An 18,842-nucleotide genomic window follows, 5' to 3' on the forward strand; every position below is an offset into this window, starting at 1 on the left:
GCCTGACCGGATGGCTCGGGCCAGGGCTGGCGCGCTGAACCGCGACACCGTCGATCGCCTCGCGGCGAAGCAGAGCGACTCGCGGGCGTTCCGGGCCGCCGTCCTGGACCACCTCCGACGGGCGGTGGGGTTCGACTGGTTCGCCTGGGTGGTGACGGACCCGGGGACGACCGTGGGCGTCGACCCGCTCGCGCACCTGCCCGACCTCGCCGTGCTGCCGACGGTGATCCGGCTGAAGTACCTGACGGCGGTCAACCGGTGGACGACGCTCGGCGACGCCGCGCTGTTGGGCGGACAGGCCGCGGAGAGCCCGCTCTGGCGGGAGGTCCAGCGCCGCTACCGGGTGGTGGACGTTGCCTCGGTCGTGTTCCGCGACCGCTTCGGATGCTGGGGCTTCCTCGACCTGTGGTCCACGCGCGGGTACGGCGCCGACGACGTCGAGCTGCTGCGTCAGCTGGCGCCCGGGCTGACGGCGGCGCTGCGGGTGCGGCAGTCGCGCACCTTCGGCGTCGTCCCCGCTCGCACCGGACGGTCACTCCCCGGCCCGGCCGTGCTCCTGCTGCGAGACGACCTGTCCCTCCTGGGTCAGACCGACGCGGCGCAGGAGTGGTTGCGCATGATGCTTCCGCAACCCGACGGTGTCCGCCCGATCCCGGCGGGTGCGTACAACGTCGCCGCCCAGCTCCTCGCGGGCGAGAACGGGGTGGACGACCACGAGCCGATGGCCCGGATCCACCTGACGGACGGCCTGTGGGTGACCTTGCGGGCGTCGCGCCTGGACCCCGGCGACCTGGTCGCCGTGGCGATCGAGCCGACGGCCCCGGGCGACCGGCTCGACGTGTTCGCCCGCGCCCACGGTCTCTCGGACCGGGAGCGTGAGCTCGTGGAGCTGCTCGCCCAGGGCGCCGACACGGCCGAGGCCGCGGCACGCATGTCGGTGTCCTCGCACACCGTGCAGGACCACCTCAAGGCGGTCTTCACCAAGACGGGAACGAGGAACCGGCGCGTGCTGCTCTCGCACGCGCTCGGCGTGCGCACCGACGAGACCCGGTAGACGGCCGGGCCTCGATCGACTCGCCCGGGGCGGGCCCGGCCGGGTCAGCTCCTGCGCTGGAGCGTCTCCATCATGCGCCGGATCTGTGCCTCGTCGGGTTCGCTCGCGAAGTACACGTCCCACCCGTGCAGGGCCACCCCGATGCCCCACCCGGCGATCGGGAAGAGCGGCCAGAAGAACGCTCCCGGGCTGCTGATCGCCCAGATCCCGACGAGCAGGCTGTTCACCAGGACGTAGATGAGCAGGTGGCTCTGGAACTCCCGCCGCTTCTTGAGCTCCTTGATCGCCCGCTCACGCAGGGCACTGTCGCCGGACATCTGTTCCTGGACCATGACGACCTCCTTCACCGACGACGCTACGACTCCTTCGCCACCCCGGACAGTGACCTTCGGCCCGCGTCCGGACGACCTTCGTCGGCTTCCCCCGAGGCCCCGCCGGGGGAACGCGGGCTAGGTTCGTCTGCATGCGCTATCGACTGCTGGGCCGCAGCGGCTGTGCCGTCTCCGAGCTGTGCCTCGGCACCATGACGTTCGGGGCCGAGACCGACGAGGCCGGCGCGCACGACCAGCTGGATGTGTTCGTCGACGCGGGCGGCACGCTCGTCGACACCGCCGACGTGTACTCCGCGGGCAGCTCCGAGGAGATCATCGGCCGGTGGCTGGCGGCGCGCCCGCCTGAGGTGACCGAACGGGTGGTCGTCGCGACCAAGGGCAGGTTCGCGACCGACCCCGGCCCGAACGGCAACGGCCTGTCGGCACGGCACCTGACCCGTGCCCTCGACGCCTCGCTGCACCGGCTCGGGACCGACGACATCGACCTGTACCAGGTGCACGCGTTCGACCCGCACACGCCGATGGAGGAGACGCTGCGCACGCTCGACGGGTTCGTCCAGGCCGGGAAGATCCGCTACTACGGTCTGTCGAACTTCACCGGCTGGCAGCTGACCAAGGCGGTGCTGACCGCGCGGGCGCTGGGCCTGCGCGAGCCGGTGACGCTGCAGCCGCAGTACAGCCTCATCGTCCGCGAGATCGAGTGGGAGGTCGTGCCGGCCGCGCGCGATGTCGGCATGGGCCTGCTGCCGTGGAGCCCGCTCGGGGGCGGCTGGCTCTCCGGCAAGTACCGGCGCGACCAGCGGCCCACGGGGGACACCCGGCTCGGGGAGGACCCGGGCCGGGGCATGGAGGCGTACGACCGGCGGGGGAGCGAGCGGACCTGGCGGGTGATCGACGCCGTGGACCAGGTCGCCACGAGCCGTGGGCTCTCGATGGCCGAGGTCGCGCTCGCCTGGGTCAACAACCGCCCGGCCGTCGTGTCCACGATCATCGGTGCCCGCACGACGGAGCAGCTGCGGACCAACCTGCGGGCCGCCGGGGTCGAGCTGACGACCGAGGAGTACGCCCTGCTCGACGATGCCAGCGACCTCGGGGCCGCCGACTACCCCTACGGGGAGATGGGCCTCCAGCAACGCGCGCGGGACCTGGCCGGCGGCTAGGCGGACCTCAGATCGAAGAAGAGGAAGCAGATGAACGGCCGGCCATCGGTGCCTGGCGGCAGGAGGTCACCGGGGGTGTCCGGCGCCGGGGGAGGCTCGCTGAGGGTCACGATGCGGAAGCCCGCGGTGGCGAACGCGTCGGTGATGGCGTGCAGGGGTCGGTGCCAGTAGGTCAGGACGACGCGCCGGCCGGCCATCTCGTAGTCCTCGGAGTACCGGGTGAGGGCGAAGTAGTCCGCGTCGGGGTACACGATCGCGTAGACGGCGGGGTGGATCACCGACACGATGAGGCGGCCCCCGGGCTTGAGCACCCGCCGCAGCTCGGCGAGAGGGCCGGTCCAGTCCTCGAGGTAGTGCAGCACGAGGGAGGCGGTCACGACGTCGAACTCGTCGTCCTCGTACGGCAGCGGCTCGGCGAGGTCCGCCACGCACACCCGGGCATCCGCACCCAGCCGCCGGCGTGCCAGATCGACCATCGCCACGCTCCGGTCGAAGCCGGTGACGACGGCTCCTCGGGCCTGCAGCGCTTCGGACAACGGCCCGGACCCGCAGCCCGCGTCGAGGACCCGGAGGCCGGCGACATCACCGGCGAGCCGGAGCATCGCGGGGCGCTCGTAGTAGCGGTTGAAGAGGTTGGACTCGTTCTCGGCCGAGTAGGCCTCCGCGAAGCCGTCGTAGTCGCCGTCCGTCGCTCGGGCATGGTCAGTCGCAGGGGTCATGGGTGCCTTCGTACCGACTGGTCGGGGTGACGGCAACCGGAGCCGGCGAGGCAGCCTCAGTTCGCTCGCGCCCGGCGGCGGCGCAGGGCGAAGCCGACCCACGAGGTGAGGACGACGGCGGCCACGAGCGCCTGGACCAGGGTCTCGTGCTCCTGCGGGTAGATGACCCCGGCGAGGTAGTGGTCGATGAAGCCGGTGGCGACCAGGGTCGAGTCGCCCGCCCGCGCCCGACCCCAGTTCTCGACGTGGGTCAGCGGGCAGGCCCAGCCGACGAGCACGTTGAAGAGCCCGTACAGGGCGACCGCCGCGTGCACCCAGATCGTCCGGGGCCACCGCCACGCGACGAACCCGCCCACCGTGAGGTAGGCCAGGAACGCGAAGTGCGCCACCATGGCGGCGTCGGCGACGAGGCGGAACCACATGACGCCTCCAGCCTGCCGCAGGCCGCTGCGGCCTGGTAGGGCCGGTCAGTCGCCGAGCTCGCGGCGGCGCCGCACGACGAACTCCTCGAGCTCGGCGCGCACGGCGTCGTCGAGCGGCGGCTGCTCGTACTCCTCGAGCCTCTGCCGCCAGATGGCCGCCGCACGGGTCGCGGTGTCCTGGGCGCCGTTGCGCATCCACCGCTCGTAGTTGTCGCTGGAGTTGAGGAACGGCCGGTAGAAGCACGTCCGGAACCGCTCCATCGTGTGCATCGACCCGAGGAAGTGCCCGCCGTGCCCGACCTCCTGGTGGGCGTCGAACGCGAGCGAGCCCTCGTCGATCTCGAGCGGGGTGAACTCGTGCTGCAGCATCTCGACGATCTGGCAGTCGATGACGAACTTCTCGAAGCCGGCGACGAGGCCGCCCTCGAGCCAGCCGGCGCTGTGCATCACCCAGTTGGCGCCCGCGAGGAACGTGGGCATCAGCGTCATCAGGGCCTCGTAGCCCGCCTGGGCGTCCGGGACCTGCGAGGAGGTCAGCCCGCCCCCGGTGCGGAACGGCAGGCCGAAGTGCCGGGCGATCTGGCCCGTGCACAGCAGCCCGATGCCCGACTCGGGGGTGCCGAACGTCGGTGAGCCCGACTGCATGTCGATGTTGGAGAGGAACGACCCGAAGATCACCGGGCACCCGGGCCGGATCAGCTGCGCGAGCGCGATGCCGGAGAGCGCCTCGGCGATCTGCTGGACGAGCGCGGCGGGGATGGTGACCGGCGACATGGCGCCCATGAGGATGAACGGGGTCAGCACCACCGGCTGCGCGGCCCCGGCGTACTCGAAGAGCGCGTCGAGCATCCGGTCGTCCCAGCGCAGCGGCGAGTTGCAGTTGATGAGGCTGATCGACGCCGGGGTGGCCTCGATCGCCGCGCGCCCGCCGAAGAGCATCTCGGACATCGCGATGACGTCACGGGCGTTCTCGCCGGACACGACGTTGCCCATGAACACCTTGTCGGTGAGGGTCATCAGCGCCAGCGTCATGTCGAGGTGGCGCGAGTCCAGCGGGGCGTCGTTCGGCTCGCACACGACGCCGCCGGCGGAGTCGAGCACCGAGAACGACTGCGACAGCCTCGCGAAGTTGCGGTAGTCCTCCATCGTGCCGTCGCGCCGGGTCTCGCCGTCACGCACGAACGGCGGCCCGTACACGGCGCCGAACGCCATCGAGTCCCCGCCGATGTGGATGCTGCGCTCGGGGTTGCGGGCCTGCACGTCGAACTCGCGCGGGGCCTTGGCCGCCTGCTCGAGGAGGAAGTCGGGGTCGAGGAAGACGGTGTTGTCCTCGACCCGCTGCCCGGCCGCCCGGAACAGGTCGAGGGCGCGGTCGCTCATGAACTCCACGCCGATCTCGCTGACGAGCCGGCGCCAGGCCGTGTCGAGCTGGGCCATCGCATCGGCCGAGAGGATCTCGTAGCGCGGCATCCGGTTGGTGAACATGCGGCCTCCGGGGAGCGGGACGTCGTTGACGGTGAGCCGGGTCACATCCTAGCCTCATCATGTGGTGCCATTGGTTCCACATGATGAGCAGCAACCGGTCCCGAGCGGGCCCCCGAGGAGGATCCCCAGCGTGACGGCGTCGACCCCGAGCACCGGCACCCAGTCCATCGACCGGGCCGCCGACCTCATCGCGCGCGTCGTCCGTGGCGACGACCCGGTCACCGCCGCCGCGCTCGCGGACGCCGCCGGCCTGGCCCGCTCCACGACCTCGCGGTTGCTCGCGGCCCTCGAGCGCGCCGAGCTGCTCGCCCGCGACGACGCCGGCGCCTGGGCCCCCGGTCCGCTCTTCGACCTGTACGCCACCCGCCGGTCCGGCGACCGCGTCATCGCCGAGGTGGCGGGCCCGACGATGCGCGCGCTCGGCGAGCAGACGGGGGAGACGGTCAACCTCGGGGTGCCCCGGCGCGGCACCGTCGTCCAGGTCGCGCAGGTGGACGCCGCCTACTACCTCGGCTCCCGCGACTGGGTGGGCACCGACGTGCCCGCCCACTGCTCGGCCCTGGGCAAGGTCCTGTACGCCTACGGGGCCCTGCCGGTGCCGTCCGGCCACCTCGACGGGCCCACCACAGCCGCCCTCACCTCGGGTGCCGCGCTGGCGGCGCAGCTGGCCGGCATCCGGCGGGCCGGCTTCGCCGCCACCGTCGACGAGCTGGAGCCCGGGCTCACTGGCATCGCGGCCCCGGTCCGGCTGCGCGGCGTCGTCGTCGCCGCCCTCGGCATCTCCGGCCCCACCTCGCGTCTCGCCGACGGCCTCGCGGCCACCGGCTCCCTCGTCGCCACCCACGCCGCGGCCCTCTCGGCCCGGCTCGAGGACCACCCACAGGAAGGTGCCGCATGACCCCCGACGACATCCTCAAGGGGCTGTACGACGAGACCCTCGTCGGCAACGCCCCTGCGGTGCTCGACCTCACCCACCAGGCGCTCGCCATGGACATGATGCCGGGCGACCTGCTGTTCGAGGCGCTCATCCCGGCCCTCGAGGAGGTGGGGGCGCGTTTCGAGCGCGGCGACTTCTTCGTGCCCGAGATGCTCATCGCCGGCCGCGCCATGGCCGGGTCGATGGAGGTGCTGCGGCCCCTGCTCGCCGACACCGGCGTCCAGACCATCGGCCGGTTCCTCATGGGCACCGTCAAGGGCGACGTGCACGACATCGGCAAGAACCTCGTCAACATCATGCTCGAGGGCGCCGGCTTCGAGGTGATCGACCTCGGCGTCCAGGTGGCGCCGGAGAAGTTCGTCGCGGCCATCGAGGAGCACCAGCCGGACATCGTCGGCTTCTCGGCCTTCCTCACGACGACGATGCCGATGTTCAAGGCGAACATGAACGCCCTCGAGAAGGCCGGGCTGCGCGAGTCGGTCATCGTCATGGTCGGCGGTGCGCCGGTCACCCAGGAGTACGCGGACGCCGTGGGCGCCGACGGCTACGCCTCGGACGCCTCCGCCACGGTCAAGCGCGCCAAGGCCCTGCTGCACGAGCGCCGCGCCCGGGTGTCCGCATGACTGCACCGTTGCGGCACACCGTCCTGCGCTCGGCGACCAAGGAGGTCGTCCTCGGCGCCGACCGGCCGTTCTGCGTCATCGGCGAGCGGATCAACCCCACCGGCCGTCCCGTGCTCCAGGCGGCGCTGCGCGAGGGCGACCTGTCGATCATCGCCAAGGACGTCGCGTCACAGGTCGCCGGGGGCGCCGACGTGCTCGACATCAACATGGGCGTGCCGCTGACCGACGAGGCCGAGCTGCTCGTCAAGGCGATCACGATGGTCCAGGGGCTCACCGACCTGCCGATCTGCATCGACTCCTCGGTCGTCGAAGCGCTCGAGGCCGGGCTCGCCGCCTACCAGGGCCGGGCCCTGGTCAACTCCGTGACCGCCGAGGACGACCGGCTCGCCGCGATCCTCCCGCTCGTCAAGAAGTACGACGCCGCCGTCGTCGCGCTCCCCAACGACGAGGACGAGATTCCGATGGAGGCCGAGAAGCGGCTCGTGCTCACCGAGAAGATCGTGCGGGTCGCGACCGAGGAGTACGGCATCGCGATCGAGGACATCGTCATCGACCCGCTGGCCATGCCCATCGGCGCCGACTCCACCGTCGGGCGCGAGACGCTCGCGACGATCCGTGGCATCCGCGAACGGTGGGGGCTCAACACGACGTGCGGCGCCTCGAACGTCAGCTTCGGCATGCCGCACCGACACGCGATCAACGCCGCCTGGCTCCCGCTGGCGATGTCGGCCGGGATGACGAGCGCGATCATGGACGCCCGCACCCCGCAGGTGGTGGACGCCGTCCGGGCCGCCGACCTCCTGCTCGGCAACGACGAGTGGGGGATGTCTTGGATCGCGGCGCACCGGGCGCGGCAGGCGGCGGAGGCCGCCGCCGGCGGCCCGTGAGCGGGGACCGGGGACCCGGGACGCCGTTCGAGGACGTCGTCGAGGGCCTGCGGCGCGAGGGACTGCTCGAACGCCCGCCGCAGCTCGACGGCGAGCCGGAGGACGCGCCCGCCGGGACCGGCCGGGTCACGCTGACGTTCGCCCCGGCCGACCGCACCGTGCGGGTGCCGCCGGGGGTCTCGGTGTTCGACGCCGCGTCGTGGAACGGCATCGCCATCGACTCGACGTGCGGCGGGCACGGCACGTGCCGCAAGTGCCGCGTCCGGCTCACGGCGGGCACCGCCGCGGTGACCCGTCACGACCGCCGCACCTTCACCGATGAGCAGCTCGAGGGCGGCTGGCGGCTCGCGTGCCTCGTCCGGGCGGGGCACGACCTCGGGGTCGAGGTGCCCCCGCTCGTCACCCGGCCCAAGGCCTCGACGGTGGGGGTGGGGCGCCAGGTGATCCTGCGTCCCGCCGTGCAGAAGCGCTACGTCGAGCTCACCGAGCCGACCCTCGCCGACCAGCGCACCGACCTGGCCCGGCTCCGCGACGCCGTCGACGACCTCACCCTCGAACCCGACCTGTACGCCCTGCGGCGGATGCCGACGGTCCTGCGGCAGAGCGACTTCAAGGTCACCGCCGTCGTCGTCGACGAGACCCTCATCGACGTCGAGCCTGGAGACACCACGGGTAGTCGGTACGCGATCGCCTACGACCTCGGCACGACGACCGTCGTCGCGACCCTGCTCGACCTCGAGACGGGGACCCCCGTGGCCGTGTCGTCGGTGCTCAACCGGCAGCAGCCCTTCGGCGGGGACGTCATCACCCGGATCAGCGCCACGATGATGGACCCGGAGGCGCTGGGGAAGCTCTCGGCGCTGGCCCGCGAGACGCTGGCCGAGCTCGCCGCCGAGGTGTGCGCCGAGGGCCAGGTCGACCCGGCCGGCGTCTACGAGGTGGCCGTCGCGGGCAACGCGACGATGACCGCCCTGCTGCTCGGGGTCGACCCGGAGTCGATCGGGGTGGCGCCCTTCGTCCAGGTCGCCGCGCGGTGGCCGGTGCTGCGGGCCGACGACATCGGGCTCACCCTGCACCCCGGGGCCCGGGTCGTCGTGTTCCCCTCACTCGGGGCGTACGTCGGCGGCGACATCGTCGCCGGGATGCTCGCGAGCGGCCTCGACCGCGACAAGCGGGTGCGGGTCTTCATCGACGTCGGCACGAACTGCGAGATCGCCCTGACCGACGGCGAGCGCATCGTCACGACCGCAGCCCCGGCCGGGCCGGCGTTCGAGGGCGGGGCGATCCGCTGCGGCATGCGCGCCTCCGACGGCGCGATCGAGGTGATCCGGCTCGAGCCGGACGCCACCGACCCCGACGCCGCCGTCGTGCTCGGCGTCATCGGGGACGTCGAGCCGCGGGGTCTGTGCGGGTCCGGGCTCGTCGACGCCGTCGCCGAGCTCGTGCGGGTCGGTCTGCTCGACGCCTCGGGCCGGTTCGTGCCCGAGGAGGCTGCTGCCACGATCGCCCCCGCCCTCGCCGGCCGGCTCACGACGGTGCGCGACGGGGAGCGGGTCTTCGTGCTGCACCGGCCCGAGCCCGACGCCCCGGCCGCCGAGTCCGTGTACCTGTCCCAGCGTGACGTGCGCGAGCTCCAGTTCGCCAAGGCAGCGATCTCGACCGGGTGGTCGCTGCTGCTCGAGGAGCTGGGGATCGACGCCTCGGACATCCAGCAGGTGCTGCTCGCCGGCTCCTTCGGCTCCTACCTGTCGCCCGCGTCGGCGGTGCGGATCGGGCTGGTGCCGAGGCTGCCGGTGCTGCGCATCGTCTCCGCCGGCAACGTCGCTGGGGAGGGCGCGAAGATGGTGCTGCTGTCGGCTCGCGAGCGGGCCGGCGCCGACGCGCTGCTCGAGGAGGTGCGCTATGTCGAGCTCTCCGACCGCCCGGACTTCAACGACCGGTTCGTCGACCAGCTCGCCTTCCCCGGCTGACGGGACAGGCACCGGCGACCGGGTCGCCCTCGTGGCGTGTGGCGCGCTGGCCCAGCCCGCGGCCGAGGCCGCCGCCCGGCACGGGTGGCCGCTCGACGTGCACCCGCTGCCGCCGCTGCTGCACAACCGCCCCGAGCGCATCGCCGGGGAGGTCGAGGCCCTCGTGCAGTCCCTCCGCGGCCGGTACGCGCGGGTCGCCGTGGGGTACGCGGACTGCGGTACCTACGGGGCGCTGGACGAGGTCTGCGCGCGGCTGGGGGTGCAGCGCCTGCCCGGGCTGCACTGCTACGACCTGTACGCGGGCCCGACCGTCGTGGAGGACCTCACCGCCCGGGAGCCGGGCACCTACCTGCTCACCGACTTCCTCGTGAGGTCGTTCGCGCGCACCGTGGTCCACGAGCTCGGCCTCGACCGCCACCCCGAGCTGCGCGACGACTACTTCCGTCACTACACCCGCGTCGTCTGGCTCGTGCAGACCACCGACCCGGCCGAGCGGACCGAGCTGCGCACGCTCGCACAGGCGGCCGCCGAGCGGATCGGGCTGCCGCTGGAGGTGCGGACGACGGGCCCGGGCGGCCTGGACCGTGCGCTCGCGGCGCTCGTCACCGGCGACGGCCGGCCGCCAGCGCCTCCTCGAGCATCCGCCGGCGCCAGGCCTCGATGACCTCGACCTGGTTGAACGTGAAGACGTGCAGGCCCTCGATGCCGAGCGAGGGGTTCGCGGCGAGAGCGGCGACCCGGTGCACGAACCGGTCGGTGGAGAACCCGGGGGAGGCGATCCGGGCGAACACCGAGCGCTGCTTGCGCAGGAAGCGCAGTGACTCGCCGACACCGATCTTGCCGGCCATGCCGAGCAGCTTGGCCCGCTCGACGGGGCCGGGGACCCCCACGAGGAGGGGCAGGGTGACCCCGCGGCGCCGCATCCGCTCGCACCACGCGCCGACGTGCTCGTCGTCGAAGGTCATGTTCGAGACGATGTGGGTCGCGTAGCGGCGCTTGTCCCACATCGACTGGATCGTCACGTCGTCCGCGATCGTCGGGTGCGACTCGGGGTAGCCGGTGATGCCGACCTGGGTGAAGGGGTGCTCCGACTCGGCGAGGTCGCGCAGCAGGTCGAGGGCCGCGGCGTAGTCACCCACCGGGGGGTCGGCATCGCCACCGGGGACGAACACGTCGGTGATGCCCGCGGCGCCGAGCCGGGTCACGATCTCGGTGAGCTCGGACCGCCCGCTCACCATCCGCGCCGCGAGGTGGGGGACCACCCGGTACCCGGCGCCGGCCAGGTCGGTCGCCACCGCGAGGGTGGCCTCGAGGCCCTTGCCGGGCGCGGCGGTGACGGTGACCGGGACGGAGCGGGGGACGTGGCGGGCCACGGACTCGACGATCGCGGGCGTGGGCATCACCTCGTACCGCGCGCCGTCGAGGAGCCGGGCGAGCGCGACGGTCGGCAGCTCGTTGCTCATGGGGCAACCTGTCTCGTCATACGCACCAGAGAGGGCCCAGCGTAGGACGCGGCAGGGTGACGGCGCCAGCGCCGGTGTCCGGCCCGGCTGCGATGCTCGGCAGATGGACCAGCGGATCTCGTTCGTCACCCTTGCCGTCGCTGACCTCGCGACCTCACGGCGCTTCTACGTCGGTGGTCTGGGGTGGGAGCCCGAGCTCGACGACCCGGAGGTCGTGATGTTCGACGCGGGGCCCCGCCTGGTGTTCGCGCTGTGGGACCGGGCCGCCTTCGAGGCGGAGGTGGGCGGGCGGGCCGTCCAGGGCCAGGGACTGCTGCCGTTCACCCTCGCGCACAACGTCGAGACCCCCGCACAGGTCGACGAGGTGCTGTCACTCGCCGCGCGTGCGGGGGCTGAGGTCGGTCGGGCGACCGACAGGGAGTGGGGCGGCTACACCGGCTACTTCGCCGACCCCGACGGCGTGCGCTGGGAGGTGGCGTGGAACCCTGGCCCGATCGGGCGCAGGGTGGTCCCGGGCACCGACCCGACGCCGCGCGGCTGAGCCGGTCGGCTCAGAAGCCGGCGGCGCGACGCACGGGCGTCTGGGAGCGGTAGAACTCCTGGAGGTTCTCGCTGAGGATGCTGCGGATGACCGGAGCCTCGGCGATGCTGCGGCCGGCGGCCTCCTGGGTGTCGACCATCGCGAGGAGGTCCTCGATCTCGGCCGGGGTGCGGTAGGCGGACAGGTCGGAACGCAGCTGGCGGGCAGCAGCGCGCTGGGCGCGGCGCTCGCGGAGGTCGTCCTTGACAGTGGTCCAGAGGGCGGTGTTCTTCGTCATGTCCACTAGTTTGCGTCGTTCGAAACCATGCGTCCAATGAATGCCGAACATACGTCGTATGCGATATCGTCATGGAATGGAGACCGATGCGCTGCGCTGGTTCCAGCTCGTCGCCGACGGCTACACGGTCACCGAGGTCAGTGACGTCTTCGGGGTGAGCCAGCCCGGCGTCTCGCGGGCGCTGCGCCGCCTCGAGCAGGAGGTCGGGACCCCGCTGCTGCACCGACAGGGCCGCGTGCTGCGGATGACGCACGCGGGTGCCGCCTTCAAACGGCACGTCGACGCGCTCGTCAACGACCTCGACGACGGGCTCGCCGCCGTCACCGAGCTCGTCGACCCCGAGAGCGGCGTCGTCACCCTCGCCTTCCCGCTGAGCCTCGGTAGCTGGCTCGTCCCTGGGCTCGTCGGCGAGTTCCGGCGCCGGCACCCCCGGGTCGGGGTCGCGCTGGAACGGACGTCGGTCGGCGAGCACGGCCGGATCTCCACCGAGCTCGCCACCCGCCGGGCCGACCTCGAGCTCACCGCGCACCGGGTGGCCGGCCAGGGGGTCACCTGGCAGTCCGTGCTCGTCGAGCCGCTCGTCCTCGCCGTGGCGCTGGGCCACCCGCTCGCGAGGCGGGACCGGGTCGGCCTGGCCGAGGTCGCCGACGAGCCGTTCGTCATGCGGGCCGCACCCTCGGGGATGCGCGAGCAGGTCCGCGAGCTGTGCCGGGCCGCCGGGTTCGAACCGCAGGTCGCCATCGAGGCCGAGGACCTGCCCACCATCCGGGGCTTCGTCGCAGCCGGTCTCGGGGTCGCCGTCGTCCCGGCGCAGGGGCTGCGCGGGCCGACGACGTTCGCCCGCGCCCGGCTCGTCCCGCTCACCGACGCGGGCGCCGAGCGGGAGGTCGGGCTCGCCTGGCTGGAGCGACGGCCGCTGCTGCCATCGGCCGAGGCGTTCCGGCGTTTCATCCTCGGGTCGGGCTCGTACCGGCCCGGGTGACAGAATCGGTCCGTCCCCGCCCTCCCCTCCGAAAGGCTCGCTCGATGCCGCCCTCGCGCAAGGCCACGATCATCGCCCTGGCCAACCAGAAGGGCGGGGTCGCCAAGACGACGTCGGTGGCCTCGCTCGGCGCCGCGTTCGCCGAGGCGGGCAAGCGGGTACTCCTCGTCGACCTCGACCCCCAGGCCTGCCTGACCTTCAGCCTCGGCGTCGACCCCGACACCGTCGACGCCTCGATCCACGACGTCCTCCTGGGCGGGGCGGAGCTCGCCGACGTCGTCCAGACCTGCGAGGACGGCGTCGACCTCGTCCCCAGCTCGATCGAGCTGGCGGGCGCCGAGGCGGTCCTGCTCGGGCGCCCGGCCCGCGAGTACGTCCTGCAGAGCGCCCTGGACCCCGTGCGCCGCAGCTACGACGTCATCATCCTCGACTGCTCACCGAGCCTGGGGGTCCTCACCCTCAACGCGCTCACCGCCGCGCAGGGCCTCATCGTCCCGATGCCGTGCGAGATGCTCAGCCACCGCGGGGTCGGCCAGCTGCTCGACACCGTCGCCGACGTCAAGCGCATCCTCAACAAGAAGCTCAAGGTCATCGGCATCCTGCCGACCCTCTACGACGGCCGCAGCACCCACTCCCGCGAGGTGCTCGAGGACGTCGGGCAGCGCTACGGGATGCCCGTGCTCAGCCCGCCGATCCCGAAGACGGTGCGCTTCGCCGAGGCGCCGGCGGTGGGCCGCTCGATCCTGGCCACCGCCCGCACGTCCAAGGGCGCGAAGGCCTACCGCGAGGTCGCCGCGAGCCTGCTGGAGCGGCTCTGAACGTATTCCGTGGCAGGCGGTGAGACTGTTCACCGCCGCGCGGCGCGGACGGGCTGGGTCGCGCGGGGATCTGCTGCCTAGAGTCGGAGTATGACCACGACCACCTCCGCCATTCTCGTCGACGAGGCCAAGGGCGCGTTCCGCCAGGGCACCATCGAGCGACGCGACCTGCGCCCCGACGACGTCCGTATCGAGATCGCCTACGCGGGCATCTGCCACAGCGACATCCACCAGGCCCGCGAGGAGTGGGGCTCGGCGCTCTTCCCGATGGTCCCCGGCCACGAGATCGCCGGCACCGTGACCGAGGTCGGACCCGAGGTCACCCGCTACGCCGTCGGCGACCGCGTCGGCGTCGGCTGCATGGTCGACTCCTGCGGCGAGTGCGAGATGTGCCGGACCGACCACGAGAACTTCTGCGAGAAGAAGACCGTGTGGACCTACAACGACAGGTTCCCCGACGGCGAGGTGGCCTACGGCGGCTACAGCCGCGAGACCGTCGTCAGCGAGCGCTTCACGTGCCGCATCCCCGACGGGATCGCCCTGGACGAGGCCGCGCCTCTGCTGTGCGCCGGCATCACCGTCTACACCCCGCTCCGCCGCTGGGGTGCCGGGCCCGGCACGAAGGTCGCCGTCGTCGGGATGGGCGGGCTCGGCCACATGGCCGTCAAGCTCGCCGCGGCGATGGGCGCCGACGTGACGGTGCTGTCCCAGACGACGTCCAAGGAGCAGGACGGCCGGGCCTTCGGCGCCTCCGACTACCGCGCGACGAGCGAGGACTCGACGTGGAGCGAGCTGAAAGGCTCCTTCGACGTCATCATCTGCACCGTGTCGGCGGACCTCCCCGTCGACAGCTACCTCGCCCTCCTCAAGCCGTTCGGGGCCTTCGTCAACGTCGGTCTTCCCGAGAACCCGCAGTCGGTGTCCTTCGGCGCGCTCGTCGGCGGCGACCGGATCATCGCCGGCTCGAACATCGGCGGGATCAAGGGCACCCAGGAGATGCTCGACTTCTGCGCCGAGCACGGCATCGGCGCCACCGTCGAAGTCATCTCGGCCGACGACGTGGACCGCGCCTACGACGACGTCGTGGGCTCCAAGGTGCGCTACCGGTACGTCATCGACACGAGCACCATCACCCCGGCCGGCTGACCGGGCCCGGACACGGCGAACGGCCGTCGGTCTCCCTCTGTAGGGGCCGGCGGCCGTCGCTCGTGTCCAGCGTGGCACGTCCCGGATCCGGGCGTGCCGCTTTCGGGAAAGACCCCGCCGGGTCAGCCCTGGGGCTGGCTGCCGGTCGGCTCGCCGCCGTGGGTGCGGCGCCGGTTGCGGCGCCGGCGAGGGCGGTCGCCCTCGGCCCGCTCGCCGCCGCCGCCACGGTTCTCGGTCCGCTCGCCGCGACCGGGGCCGGCGTCACTGCGGCCGCCCCGGTCGCCACGACCGCCGCCGGTGCCGCGTCCGCCGCGGTCGCCGCCGCGGTCGCCGCCGCGCCCACCGCCGCCGCCGCCGCGCGCGGCGGACTTGCCGGTCTCGCCGAGGTCCTCGAGACGCTCGGCGTCCAGGCCCTCACGGGTCCGCGCCGACCTCGGCAGCCGACCCTTGGCGCCCTCGGGGATCTCGAGGTCGGAGTACAGGTGCGGCGAGGACGAGTAGGTCTCGAGCGGCTCGGGGATGCCGAGGTCGAGGACCTTGTTGATCATGGCCCAGCGGTGCAGGTCGTCCCAGTCGACGAAGGTCACCGCGATGCCGGTGTTGCCCGCGCGGGCGGTGCGCCCGATGCGGTGCAGGTAGGTCTTCTCGTCCTCGGGGCACTGGTAGTTGATGACGTGGGTGACGTTGTCGACGTCGATGCCGCGGGCCGCGACGTCGGTGGCGACGAGGATGTCGACCTTGCCGTTGCGGAAGGCCCGCAGCGCCTGCTCGCGGGCGCCCTGGCCGAGGTCGCCGTGGATGGCGGCGGCGGCGAAGCCGCGCTCGGCGAGGTCGTCGGCCACCTTGGCGGCGGTGCGCTTGGTGCGGCTGAAGACGATCGTCAGGCCGCGGTCCTTCGCCTGGAGCATCCGGGCGAGCATCTCGACCTTGTCCATCGCGTGGGCGCGGTAGACGAACTGCTCGACTGCCTTGACCGTGTGCGCGTTCTCCTGGTCGTCGCCCATCGCGCGGATGTGGGTCGGCTGGTTCATGTAGCGGCGGGCCAGGGTGACGACGGCGCCCGGCATGGTCGCCGAGAAGAGCATCGTCTGGCGGCCCGCGGGGGTCATCGCGAGGATCTTCTCGACGTCGGGCAGGAAGCCGAGGTCGAGCATCTCGTCGGCCTCGTCGAGGACGACGATGCGCGCGTTGCCGAGCTTGAGGTGGCCCTGCTGGGCCAGGTCGATGAGCCGGCCCGGGGTGCCGACGACGACCTCGACGCCGCGGCGCAGCGCCTCGATCTGCGGCTCGTACGCGCGGCCGCCGTAGACGGTGAGGACGCGGATGCCGCGCTTCTTGCCGGCGCGCTCGAGGTCGCCGGCCACCTGGACCGCGAGCTCGCGGGTCGGGGCGACGGCGAGGGCCTGCGGCTGGCCCGCGGCGTGCAGGTCGGCGAAGGCGTCGTCGCCGGGGGCGATGACGCGGTTGAGGATCGGGATGCCGAACCCGAGGGTCTTGCCCGTGCCGGTCTTGGCCTGGCCGATGATGTCGTGGCCGCCGAGGGCCACCGGCATCGTCATCGACTGGATGGGGAACGGGGTGATGATCCCGGCCTCGGCCAGCGCCGCGACGATGTCCGGGTGGACGGCGAAGTCGGCGAAGGTCGGCTCGGGTGCGGGGGCGACGGGGGCGTCGGTGGTCTCGATCGGGGCGTCGGTGACGTCGGTCATGGACTTCTTTCCGGTCGGCAGGCGCGCAGGTGCGCCAGCGCAGTGGCTGCGGGCCGATCGGGGGTCTTCGGGGGCGGGCTCGGACTCCGTGGACTCCGGCACCGCCCAATGACGTTCACTCACGTTCGTGCCGACCGGGCACCGTGGACGGACCCAGGGTACCGGTTAGGCTCGTTCGTCATGGACGACAGCCCGCAGGAGCAGGTGCCGGAGACCGAGGCCGAGCCCCAGTACCAGGCGGCGGTCGTCGACCTGCTCGGCGTGCTCGCCTACGGCGAGCTCACCGCGTTCATCCGGATGGCGGTCGACTGCGACCTCGCCCCGACCCTCGCGCTGAAGTCCGCGATGGGTCAGCTGGCCGCCACCGACTACGCCAACTACAAGACCCTCGTCGAGCACATGCGCTCGCGCGGGATGGACCCCGAGGCCGCGATGGCCCCGTTCGTCGCGCCGATCGCGGTGTACCACGAGCGGACCAAGCCCAAGGGGTGGCTCGAGGGGCTCGTCAAGGCGTACGTCGGCGAGGGCATCGCGAAGGACTTCTACCGCGAGATGTCGGCGTACGTCGACGAGGACACCCGCACCGTCATGCAGAGCGCGCTCGACGACGAGGGGCATGCCGAGTTCGTCGTCCAGATCGTGCGGGACTCGATCCACACCGACCGCACGCTGGCCGGCCGGCTGGCCCTGTGGGGGCGGCGGCTCCTGGGGGAGGCCCTGTCCCAGGCGCAGGCGGTGGCCGTCGAACGGGACGCGATGTCGGCGCTGCTCGTCGGAGGCGGGGTCGACCTCGGTGAGGTCGGGCGGATGTTCACCCGGCTCACCGACAACCACCAGAGGCGGATGAGCCGGATGGGCCTGGAGGCCTGAGCCCGACCCCCCGGACACACGAGGGCCCCCGCCAGCAGGCGGGGGCCCTCGCGCGCTCGACCTTCGAAAGGTCAGCGTCGGGGGTTGCCCGACGTCAGTGGGACACGCCCTTGCGGGCGGTGAAACGCTCGTAACCGACGATGAGGATGGCGGCGACGATGACCGAGAGGATCCAGCGGATCCAGTCGACACCGCTCGTGCTCTCGACACCGAGTGCTCCGGCGAGGAACCACCCGATGATCGCGCCGAGGATGCCCAGGACGATGGTCATGACCCACCCGATGGCCTGACGGCCGGGCAGGACGAGGCGGGCGATGATGCCGACGATGATGCCGGCGATGATCGAACCGATGATGGACACGGTTCTCCTTCCGAGGCGGACGAATAGGGCCGGATGTCCCGGCCCCACGACGACGACTTTAGAGGGTCGACGCGGGCATCACGGCGTCGCGTGCAGACCAGTTTGCGGCGGCGTCGGCGCTGGTCGGCCGACGGGGTCGTCGCCGCGCGTCACTGCGCCGCGAAGCCGACCTTGCCCTTCTCGGACTCGCCCACCTGGACCCAGCCGACGGCGCGACCGGGGACGAGCACCGTGCGGCCCTTGCTGTCGACGAGGCGGAGGATGCCATCGGGCGCGGCGAGCGCGGCGTCGACGGCCTTGGCGACCTCGGCGGGCGCGGCGTCGGTCTCGACGGTGAGCTCACGAGAGACGTTCTGGACACCGATGGTGACCTCCACGGGGCACGACCTTTCGCTGGATCGGGGGTGGGCGCGGGGTCCCGCGCCCGGATCGTGCTCAGGCTAACCCGCGCCCGGGAGGGCCGGCTCAGTCGCCCACCTTGGGGAAGGAGCCGAGTCCCCGCCAGGCGAGCATGCTGATGATCGAGGCCGCCTCCGGCTCCGGGATCCCGCTGTCCTGGGCCAGCCAGTGCCGGGCCGCGACCTGGGCCATCCCGGCCAGCGCGGAGCCGAGGAGCAGCGCCCGCTCCTCGTCGGCCCCGGTGTCCTCGGCGATGACGTCGGAGATGGCCTCGGCGCACGTCATCTCGAGGGAGTCCAGGCGCGCCCGCACCTGGGGGACGCTCGTGAGGTCGGACTCGAAGACCATCCGGAAGGAGGCGTCCTCGCGGGTCACGAAGTCGAAGTACGCGGCGACGGTGGCCCGCACCCGGACCTCGTTGTCGCCGTCGGTGGTCTCGAGGGCGTGCCGGACGAGCTGCTCGAGGGTCTCGCAGTGGGTGTCGAGTAGCGCGAGGTACAGGTCGAGCTTGCCGGGGAAGTGCTGGTAGAGCACGGGCTTGGAGACACCGGCCCGCTCGGCGATCTCGTCCATCGCGGCAGCGTGGTAGCCGGACTGGACGAACACCGCCTGAGCGGCCTCGAGCAGCTGGGCGCGCCGCTCGCTCCGGGGCATCCGGGTGCTGCGGGTGGGGGTCGAGCTCGTCAT

22 protein-coding genes are annotated in these 18,842 nt (G+C 72.5%); 12 read left to right on the forward strand and 10 right to left on the reverse strand.

Going from position 1 to position 18,842, the window contains the following annotated elements; genetic code table 11:
• The first annotated feature begins 10 nt into the window (after positions 1-10).
• The gene (locus Q0963_RS00500; RefSeq protein WP_299440874.1) at positions 11-1,054 is read left to right on the forward strand and encodes a LuxR family transcriptional regulator; all 1,044 of its coding nucleotides are present in this window, start codon (positions 11-13) and stop codon (positions 1,052-1,054) included.
• Between the two features lie 44 nt (positions 1,055-1,098).
• Here the strand turns inward: Q0963_RS00500 and Q0963_RS00505 are convergent, their stop codons facing one another.
• Positions 1,099-1,386: a 2TM domain-containing protein gene (locus Q0963_RS00505; RefSeq protein WP_299440876.1), complete on the reverse strand. Its 288-nt coding sequence runs from the start codon at positions 1,384-1,386 to the stop codon at positions 1,099-1,101.
• A 131-nt stretch (positions 1,387-1,517) separates the two neighbouring features.
• Here Q0963_RS00505 and Q0963_RS00510 point away from each other — a divergent pair, with 131 nt between their 5' ends.
• Positions 1,518-2,546, forward strand: a complete 1,029-nt coding sequence (locus Q0963_RS00510) for an aldo/keto reductase (protein WP_299440879.1) — start codon at positions 1,518-1,520, stop codon at positions 2,544-2,546.
• On the opposite strand, the gene Q0963_RS00515 is transcribed toward Q0963_RS00510, so the two are convergent.
• From Q0963_RS00515 to Q0963_RS00525, 3 genes are read right to left on the reverse strand one after another with little or no spacing between them, the layout of a single operon-like run.
• The gene (locus Q0963_RS00515) at positions 2,543-3,265 is read right to left on the reverse strand and encodes a class I SAM-dependent methyltransferase (RefSeq protein ID WP_299440882.1); all 723 of its coding nucleotides are present in this window, start codon (positions 3,263-3,265) and stop codon (positions 2,543-2,545) included. The two genes, Q0963_RS00510 and Q0963_RS00515, sit on opposite strands and share 4 nt — an antisense overlap.
• 56 nt (positions 3,266-3,321) lie before the next feature.
• On the reverse strand, positions 3,322-3,687 hold the full coding sequence (locus Q0963_RS00520; RefSeq protein ID WP_299440885.1) for a DUF2784 domain-containing protein: 366 nt from the start codon (positions 3,685-3,687) through the stop codon (positions 3,322-3,324).
• 45 nt (positions 3,688-3,732) lie between these two features.
• Complete coding sequence (locus tag Q0963_RS00525; RefSeq protein WP_299440888.1) at positions 3,733-5,217, reverse strand: trimethylamine methyltransferase family protein; 1,485 nt, start codon at positions 5,215-5,217, stop codon at positions 3,733-3,735.
• 85 nt (positions 5,218-5,302) lie between these two features.
• Here Q0963_RS00525 and Q0963_RS00530 point away from each other — a divergent pair, with 85 nt between their 5' ends.
• Genes Q0963_RS00530 through Q0963_RS00550 form a run of 5 tightly spaced genes read left to right on the forward strand, consistent with a single transcriptional unit; the run spans position 5,303 to position 10,253 of the window.
• Entirely contained in the window at positions 5,303-6,070 is a 768-nt protein-coding gene (locus Q0963_RS00530) for an IclR family transcriptional regulator (RefSeq protein WP_299440891.1), read from the forward strand.
• A complete protein-coding gene (locus tag Q0963_RS00535; protein ID WP_299440894.1) occupies positions 6,067-6,732 on the forward strand; it encodes a corrinoid protein in 666 nt (221 codons plus the stop codon). The genes Q0963_RS00530 and Q0963_RS00535 overlap by 4 nt, the downstream gene beginning before the upstream one ends.
• On the forward strand, positions 6,729-7,619 hold the full coding sequence (locus Q0963_RS00540) for a dihydropteroate synthase (RefSeq protein ID WP_299440897.1): 891 nt from the start codon (positions 6,729-6,731) through the stop codon (positions 7,617-7,619). Before Q0963_RS00535 ends, Q0963_RS00540 begins: the two co-directional genes overlap by 4 nt.
• Positions 7,616-9,589, forward strand: coding sequence for an ASKHA domain-containing protein (locus Q0963_RS00545; protein WP_299440900.1), 1,974 nt, complete (start codon positions 7,616-7,618; stop codon positions 9,587-9,589). Before Q0963_RS00540 ends, Q0963_RS00545 begins: the two co-directional genes overlap by 4 nt.
• A 31-nt stretch (positions 9,590-9,620) precedes the next feature.
• Positions 9,621-10,253 (forward strand): DUF1638 domain-containing protein, encoded by a 633-nt coding sequence (locus Q0963_RS00550; RefSeq protein WP_299440903.1) that lies wholly within the window; start codon positions 9,621-9,623, stop codon positions 10,251-10,253.
• Here the strand turns inward: Q0963_RS00550 and Q0963_RS00555 are convergent.
• The gene (locus Q0963_RS00555; protein WP_299440906.1) at positions 10,192-11,052 is read right to left on the reverse strand and encodes a methylenetetrahydrofolate reductase; all 861 of its coding nucleotides are present in this window, start codon (positions 11,050-11,052) and stop codon (positions 10,192-10,194) included. The genes Q0963_RS00550 and Q0963_RS00555 overlap by 62 nt on opposite strands.
• 103 nt (positions 11,053-11,155) lie before the next feature.
• Between Q0963_RS00555 and Q0963_RS00560 the strand changes: the two genes are divergently transcribed.
• Positions 11,156-11,593 carry a VOC family protein gene (locus Q0963_RS00560; RefSeq protein ID WP_299440909.1) on the forward strand — a complete coding sequence of 146 codons (438 nt, stop codon included), beginning with the start codon at positions 11,156-11,158 and terminating at the stop codon, positions 11,591-11,593.
• Positions 11,594-11,603: 10 nt separating this feature from the next.
• On the opposite strand, the gene Q0963_RS00565 is transcribed toward Q0963_RS00560, so the two are convergent.
• Positions 11,604-11,870, reverse strand: coding sequence for a hypothetical protein (locus tag Q0963_RS00565; protein ID WP_299440912.1), 267 nt, complete (start codon positions 11,868-11,870; stop codon positions 11,604-11,606).
• Positions 11,871-11,946: 76 nt separating this feature from the next.
• Between Q0963_RS00565 and Q0963_RS00570 the strand changes: the two genes are divergently transcribed.
• The 3 genes from Q0963_RS00570 to Q0963_RS00580 all read left to right on the forward strand — a co-directional run bounded on the left by Q0963_RS00570 (position 11,947) and on the right by Q0963_RS00580 (position 14,816).
• The gene (locus Q0963_RS00570; RefSeq protein ID WP_299440915.1) at positions 11,947-12,852 is read left to right on the forward strand and encodes a LysR family transcriptional regulator; all 906 of its coding nucleotides are present in this window, start codon (positions 11,947-11,949) and stop codon (positions 12,850-12,852) included.
• A gap of 44 nt (positions 12,853-12,896) precedes the next feature.
• Positions 12,897-13,670, forward strand: coding sequence for a ParA family protein (locus Q0963_RS00575; protein ID WP_299440918.1), 774 nt, complete (start codon positions 12,897-12,899; stop codon positions 13,668-13,670).
• A gap of 90 nt (positions 13,671-13,760) precedes the next feature.
• The gene (locus Q0963_RS00580) at positions 13,761-14,816 is read left to right on the forward strand and encodes an NAD(P)-dependent alcohol dehydrogenase (protein ID WP_299440921.1); all 1,056 of its coding nucleotides are present in this window, start codon (positions 13,761-13,763) and stop codon (positions 14,814-14,816) included.
• Positions 14,817-14,938: 122 nt separating this feature from the next.
• Here Q0963_RS00580 and Q0963_RS00585 read toward each other — a convergent pair whose 3' ends face one another.
• Entirely contained in the window at positions 14,939-16,525 is a 1,587-nt protein-coding gene (locus tag Q0963_RS00585; RefSeq protein ID WP_299440924.1) for a DEAD/DEAH box helicase, read from the reverse strand.
• A gap of 180 nt (positions 16,526-16,705) precedes the next feature.
• Between Q0963_RS00585 and Q0963_RS00590 the strand changes: the two genes are divergently transcribed.
• On the forward strand, positions 16,706-17,395 hold the full coding sequence (locus Q0963_RS00590; protein ID WP_299440927.1) for a ferritin-like fold-containing protein: 690 nt from the start codon (positions 16,706-16,708) through the stop codon (positions 17,393-17,395).
• 94 nt (positions 17,396-17,489) lie between these two features.
• Here Q0963_RS00590 and Q0963_RS00595 read toward each other — a convergent pair whose 3' ends face one another.
• The 3 genes from Q0963_RS00595 to Q0963_RS00605 form a co-directional block, all read right to left on the reverse strand.
• The gene (locus Q0963_RS00595; RefSeq protein ID WP_299440929.1) at positions 17,490-17,756 is read right to left on the reverse strand and encodes a GlsB/YeaQ/YmgE family stress response membrane protein; all 267 of its coding nucleotides are present in this window, start codon (positions 17,754-17,756) and stop codon (positions 17,490-17,492) included.
• 149 nt (positions 17,757-17,905) lie between these two features.
• On the reverse strand, positions 17,906-18,133 hold the full coding sequence (locus Q0963_RS00600) for a DUF3107 domain-containing protein (RefSeq protein WP_299440931.1): 228 nt from the start codon (positions 18,131-18,133) through the stop codon (positions 17,906-17,908).
• A gap of 88 nt (positions 18,134-18,221) precedes the next feature.
• A complete protein-coding gene (locus Q0963_RS00605; RefSeq protein WP_299440936.1) occupies positions 18,222-18,842 on the reverse strand; it encodes a TetR/AcrR family transcriptional regulator in 621 nt (206 codons plus the stop codon).

The organism is uncultured Phycicoccus sp. (genome assembly GCF_947495705.1).
Lineage (GTDB): Bacteria > Actinomycetota > Actinomycetes > Actinomycetales > Dermatophilaceae > Phycicoccus.

What these genes read in the sequence shown, in the direction of transcription:
- Q0963_RS00500 (WP_299440874.1), top strand. Translation starts at nt 11, where the DNA reads ATGGCTCGGGCCAGGGCTGGCGCGCTGAACCGCGACACCGTCGATCGC.
- Q0963_RS00505 (WP_299440876.1), bottom strand. Translation starts at nt 1,386, where the DNA reads ATGGTCCAGGAACAGATGTCCGGCGACAGTGCCCTGCGTGAGCGGGCG.
- Q0963_RS00510 (WP_299440879.1), top strand. Translation starts at nt 1,518, where the DNA reads ATGCGCTATCGACTGCTGGGCCGCAGCGGCTGTGCCGTCTCCGAGCTG.
- Q0963_RS00515 (WP_299440882.1), bottom strand. Translation starts at nt 3,265, where the DNA reads ATGACCCCTGCGACTGACCATGCCCGAGCGACGGACGGCGACTACGAC.
- Q0963_RS00520 (WP_299440885.1), bottom strand. Translation starts at nt 3,687, where the DNA reads ATGTGGTTCCGCCTCGTCGCCGACGCCGCCATGGTGGCGCACTTCGCG.
- Q0963_RS00535 (WP_299440894.1), top strand. Translation starts at nt 6,067, where the DNA reads ATGACCCCCGACGACATCCTCAAGGGGCTGTACGACGAGACCCTCGTC.
- Q0963_RS00540 (WP_299440897.1), top strand. Translation starts at nt 6,729, where the DNA reads ATGACTGCACCGTTGCGGCACACCGTCCTGCGCTCGGCGACCAAGGAG.
- Q0963_RS00555 (WP_299440906.1), bottom strand. Translation starts at nt 11,052, where the DNA reads ATGAGCAACGAGCTGCCGACCGTCGCGCTCGCCCGGCTCCTCGACGGC.
- Q0963_RS00560 (WP_299440909.1), top strand. Translation starts at nt 11,156, where the DNA reads ATGGACCAGCGGATCTCGTTCGTCACCCTTGCCGTCGCTGACCTCGCG.
- Q0963_RS00565 (WP_299440912.1), bottom strand. Translation starts at nt 11,870, where the DNA reads ATGACGAAGAACACCGCCCTCTGGACCACTGTCAAGGACGACCTCCGC.
- Q0963_RS00570 (WP_299440915.1), top strand. Translation starts at nt 11,947, where the DNA reads ATGGAGACCGATGCGCTGCGCTGGTTCCAGCTCGTCGCCGACGGCTAC.
- Q0963_RS00575 (WP_299440918.1), top strand. Translation starts at nt 12,897, where the DNA reads ATGCCGCCCTCGCGCAAGGCCACGATCATCGCCCTGGCCAACCAGAAG.
- Q0963_RS00580 (WP_299440921.1), top strand. Translation starts at nt 13,761, where the DNA reads ATGACCACGACCACCTCCGCCATTCTCGTCGACGAGGCCAAGGGCGCG.
- Q0963_RS00585 (WP_299440924.1), bottom strand. Translation starts at nt 16,525, where the DNA reads ATGACCGACGTCACCGACGCCCCGATCGAGACCACCGACGCCCCCGTC.
- Q0963_RS00590 (WP_299440927.1), top strand. Translation starts at nt 16,706, where the DNA reads ATGGACGACAGCCCGCAGGAGCAGGTGCCGGAGACCGAGGCCGAGCCC.
- Q0963_RS00605 (WP_299440936.1), bottom strand. Translation starts at nt 18,842, where the DNA reads ATGACGAGCTCGACCCCCACCCGCAGCACCCGGATGCCCCGGAGCGAG.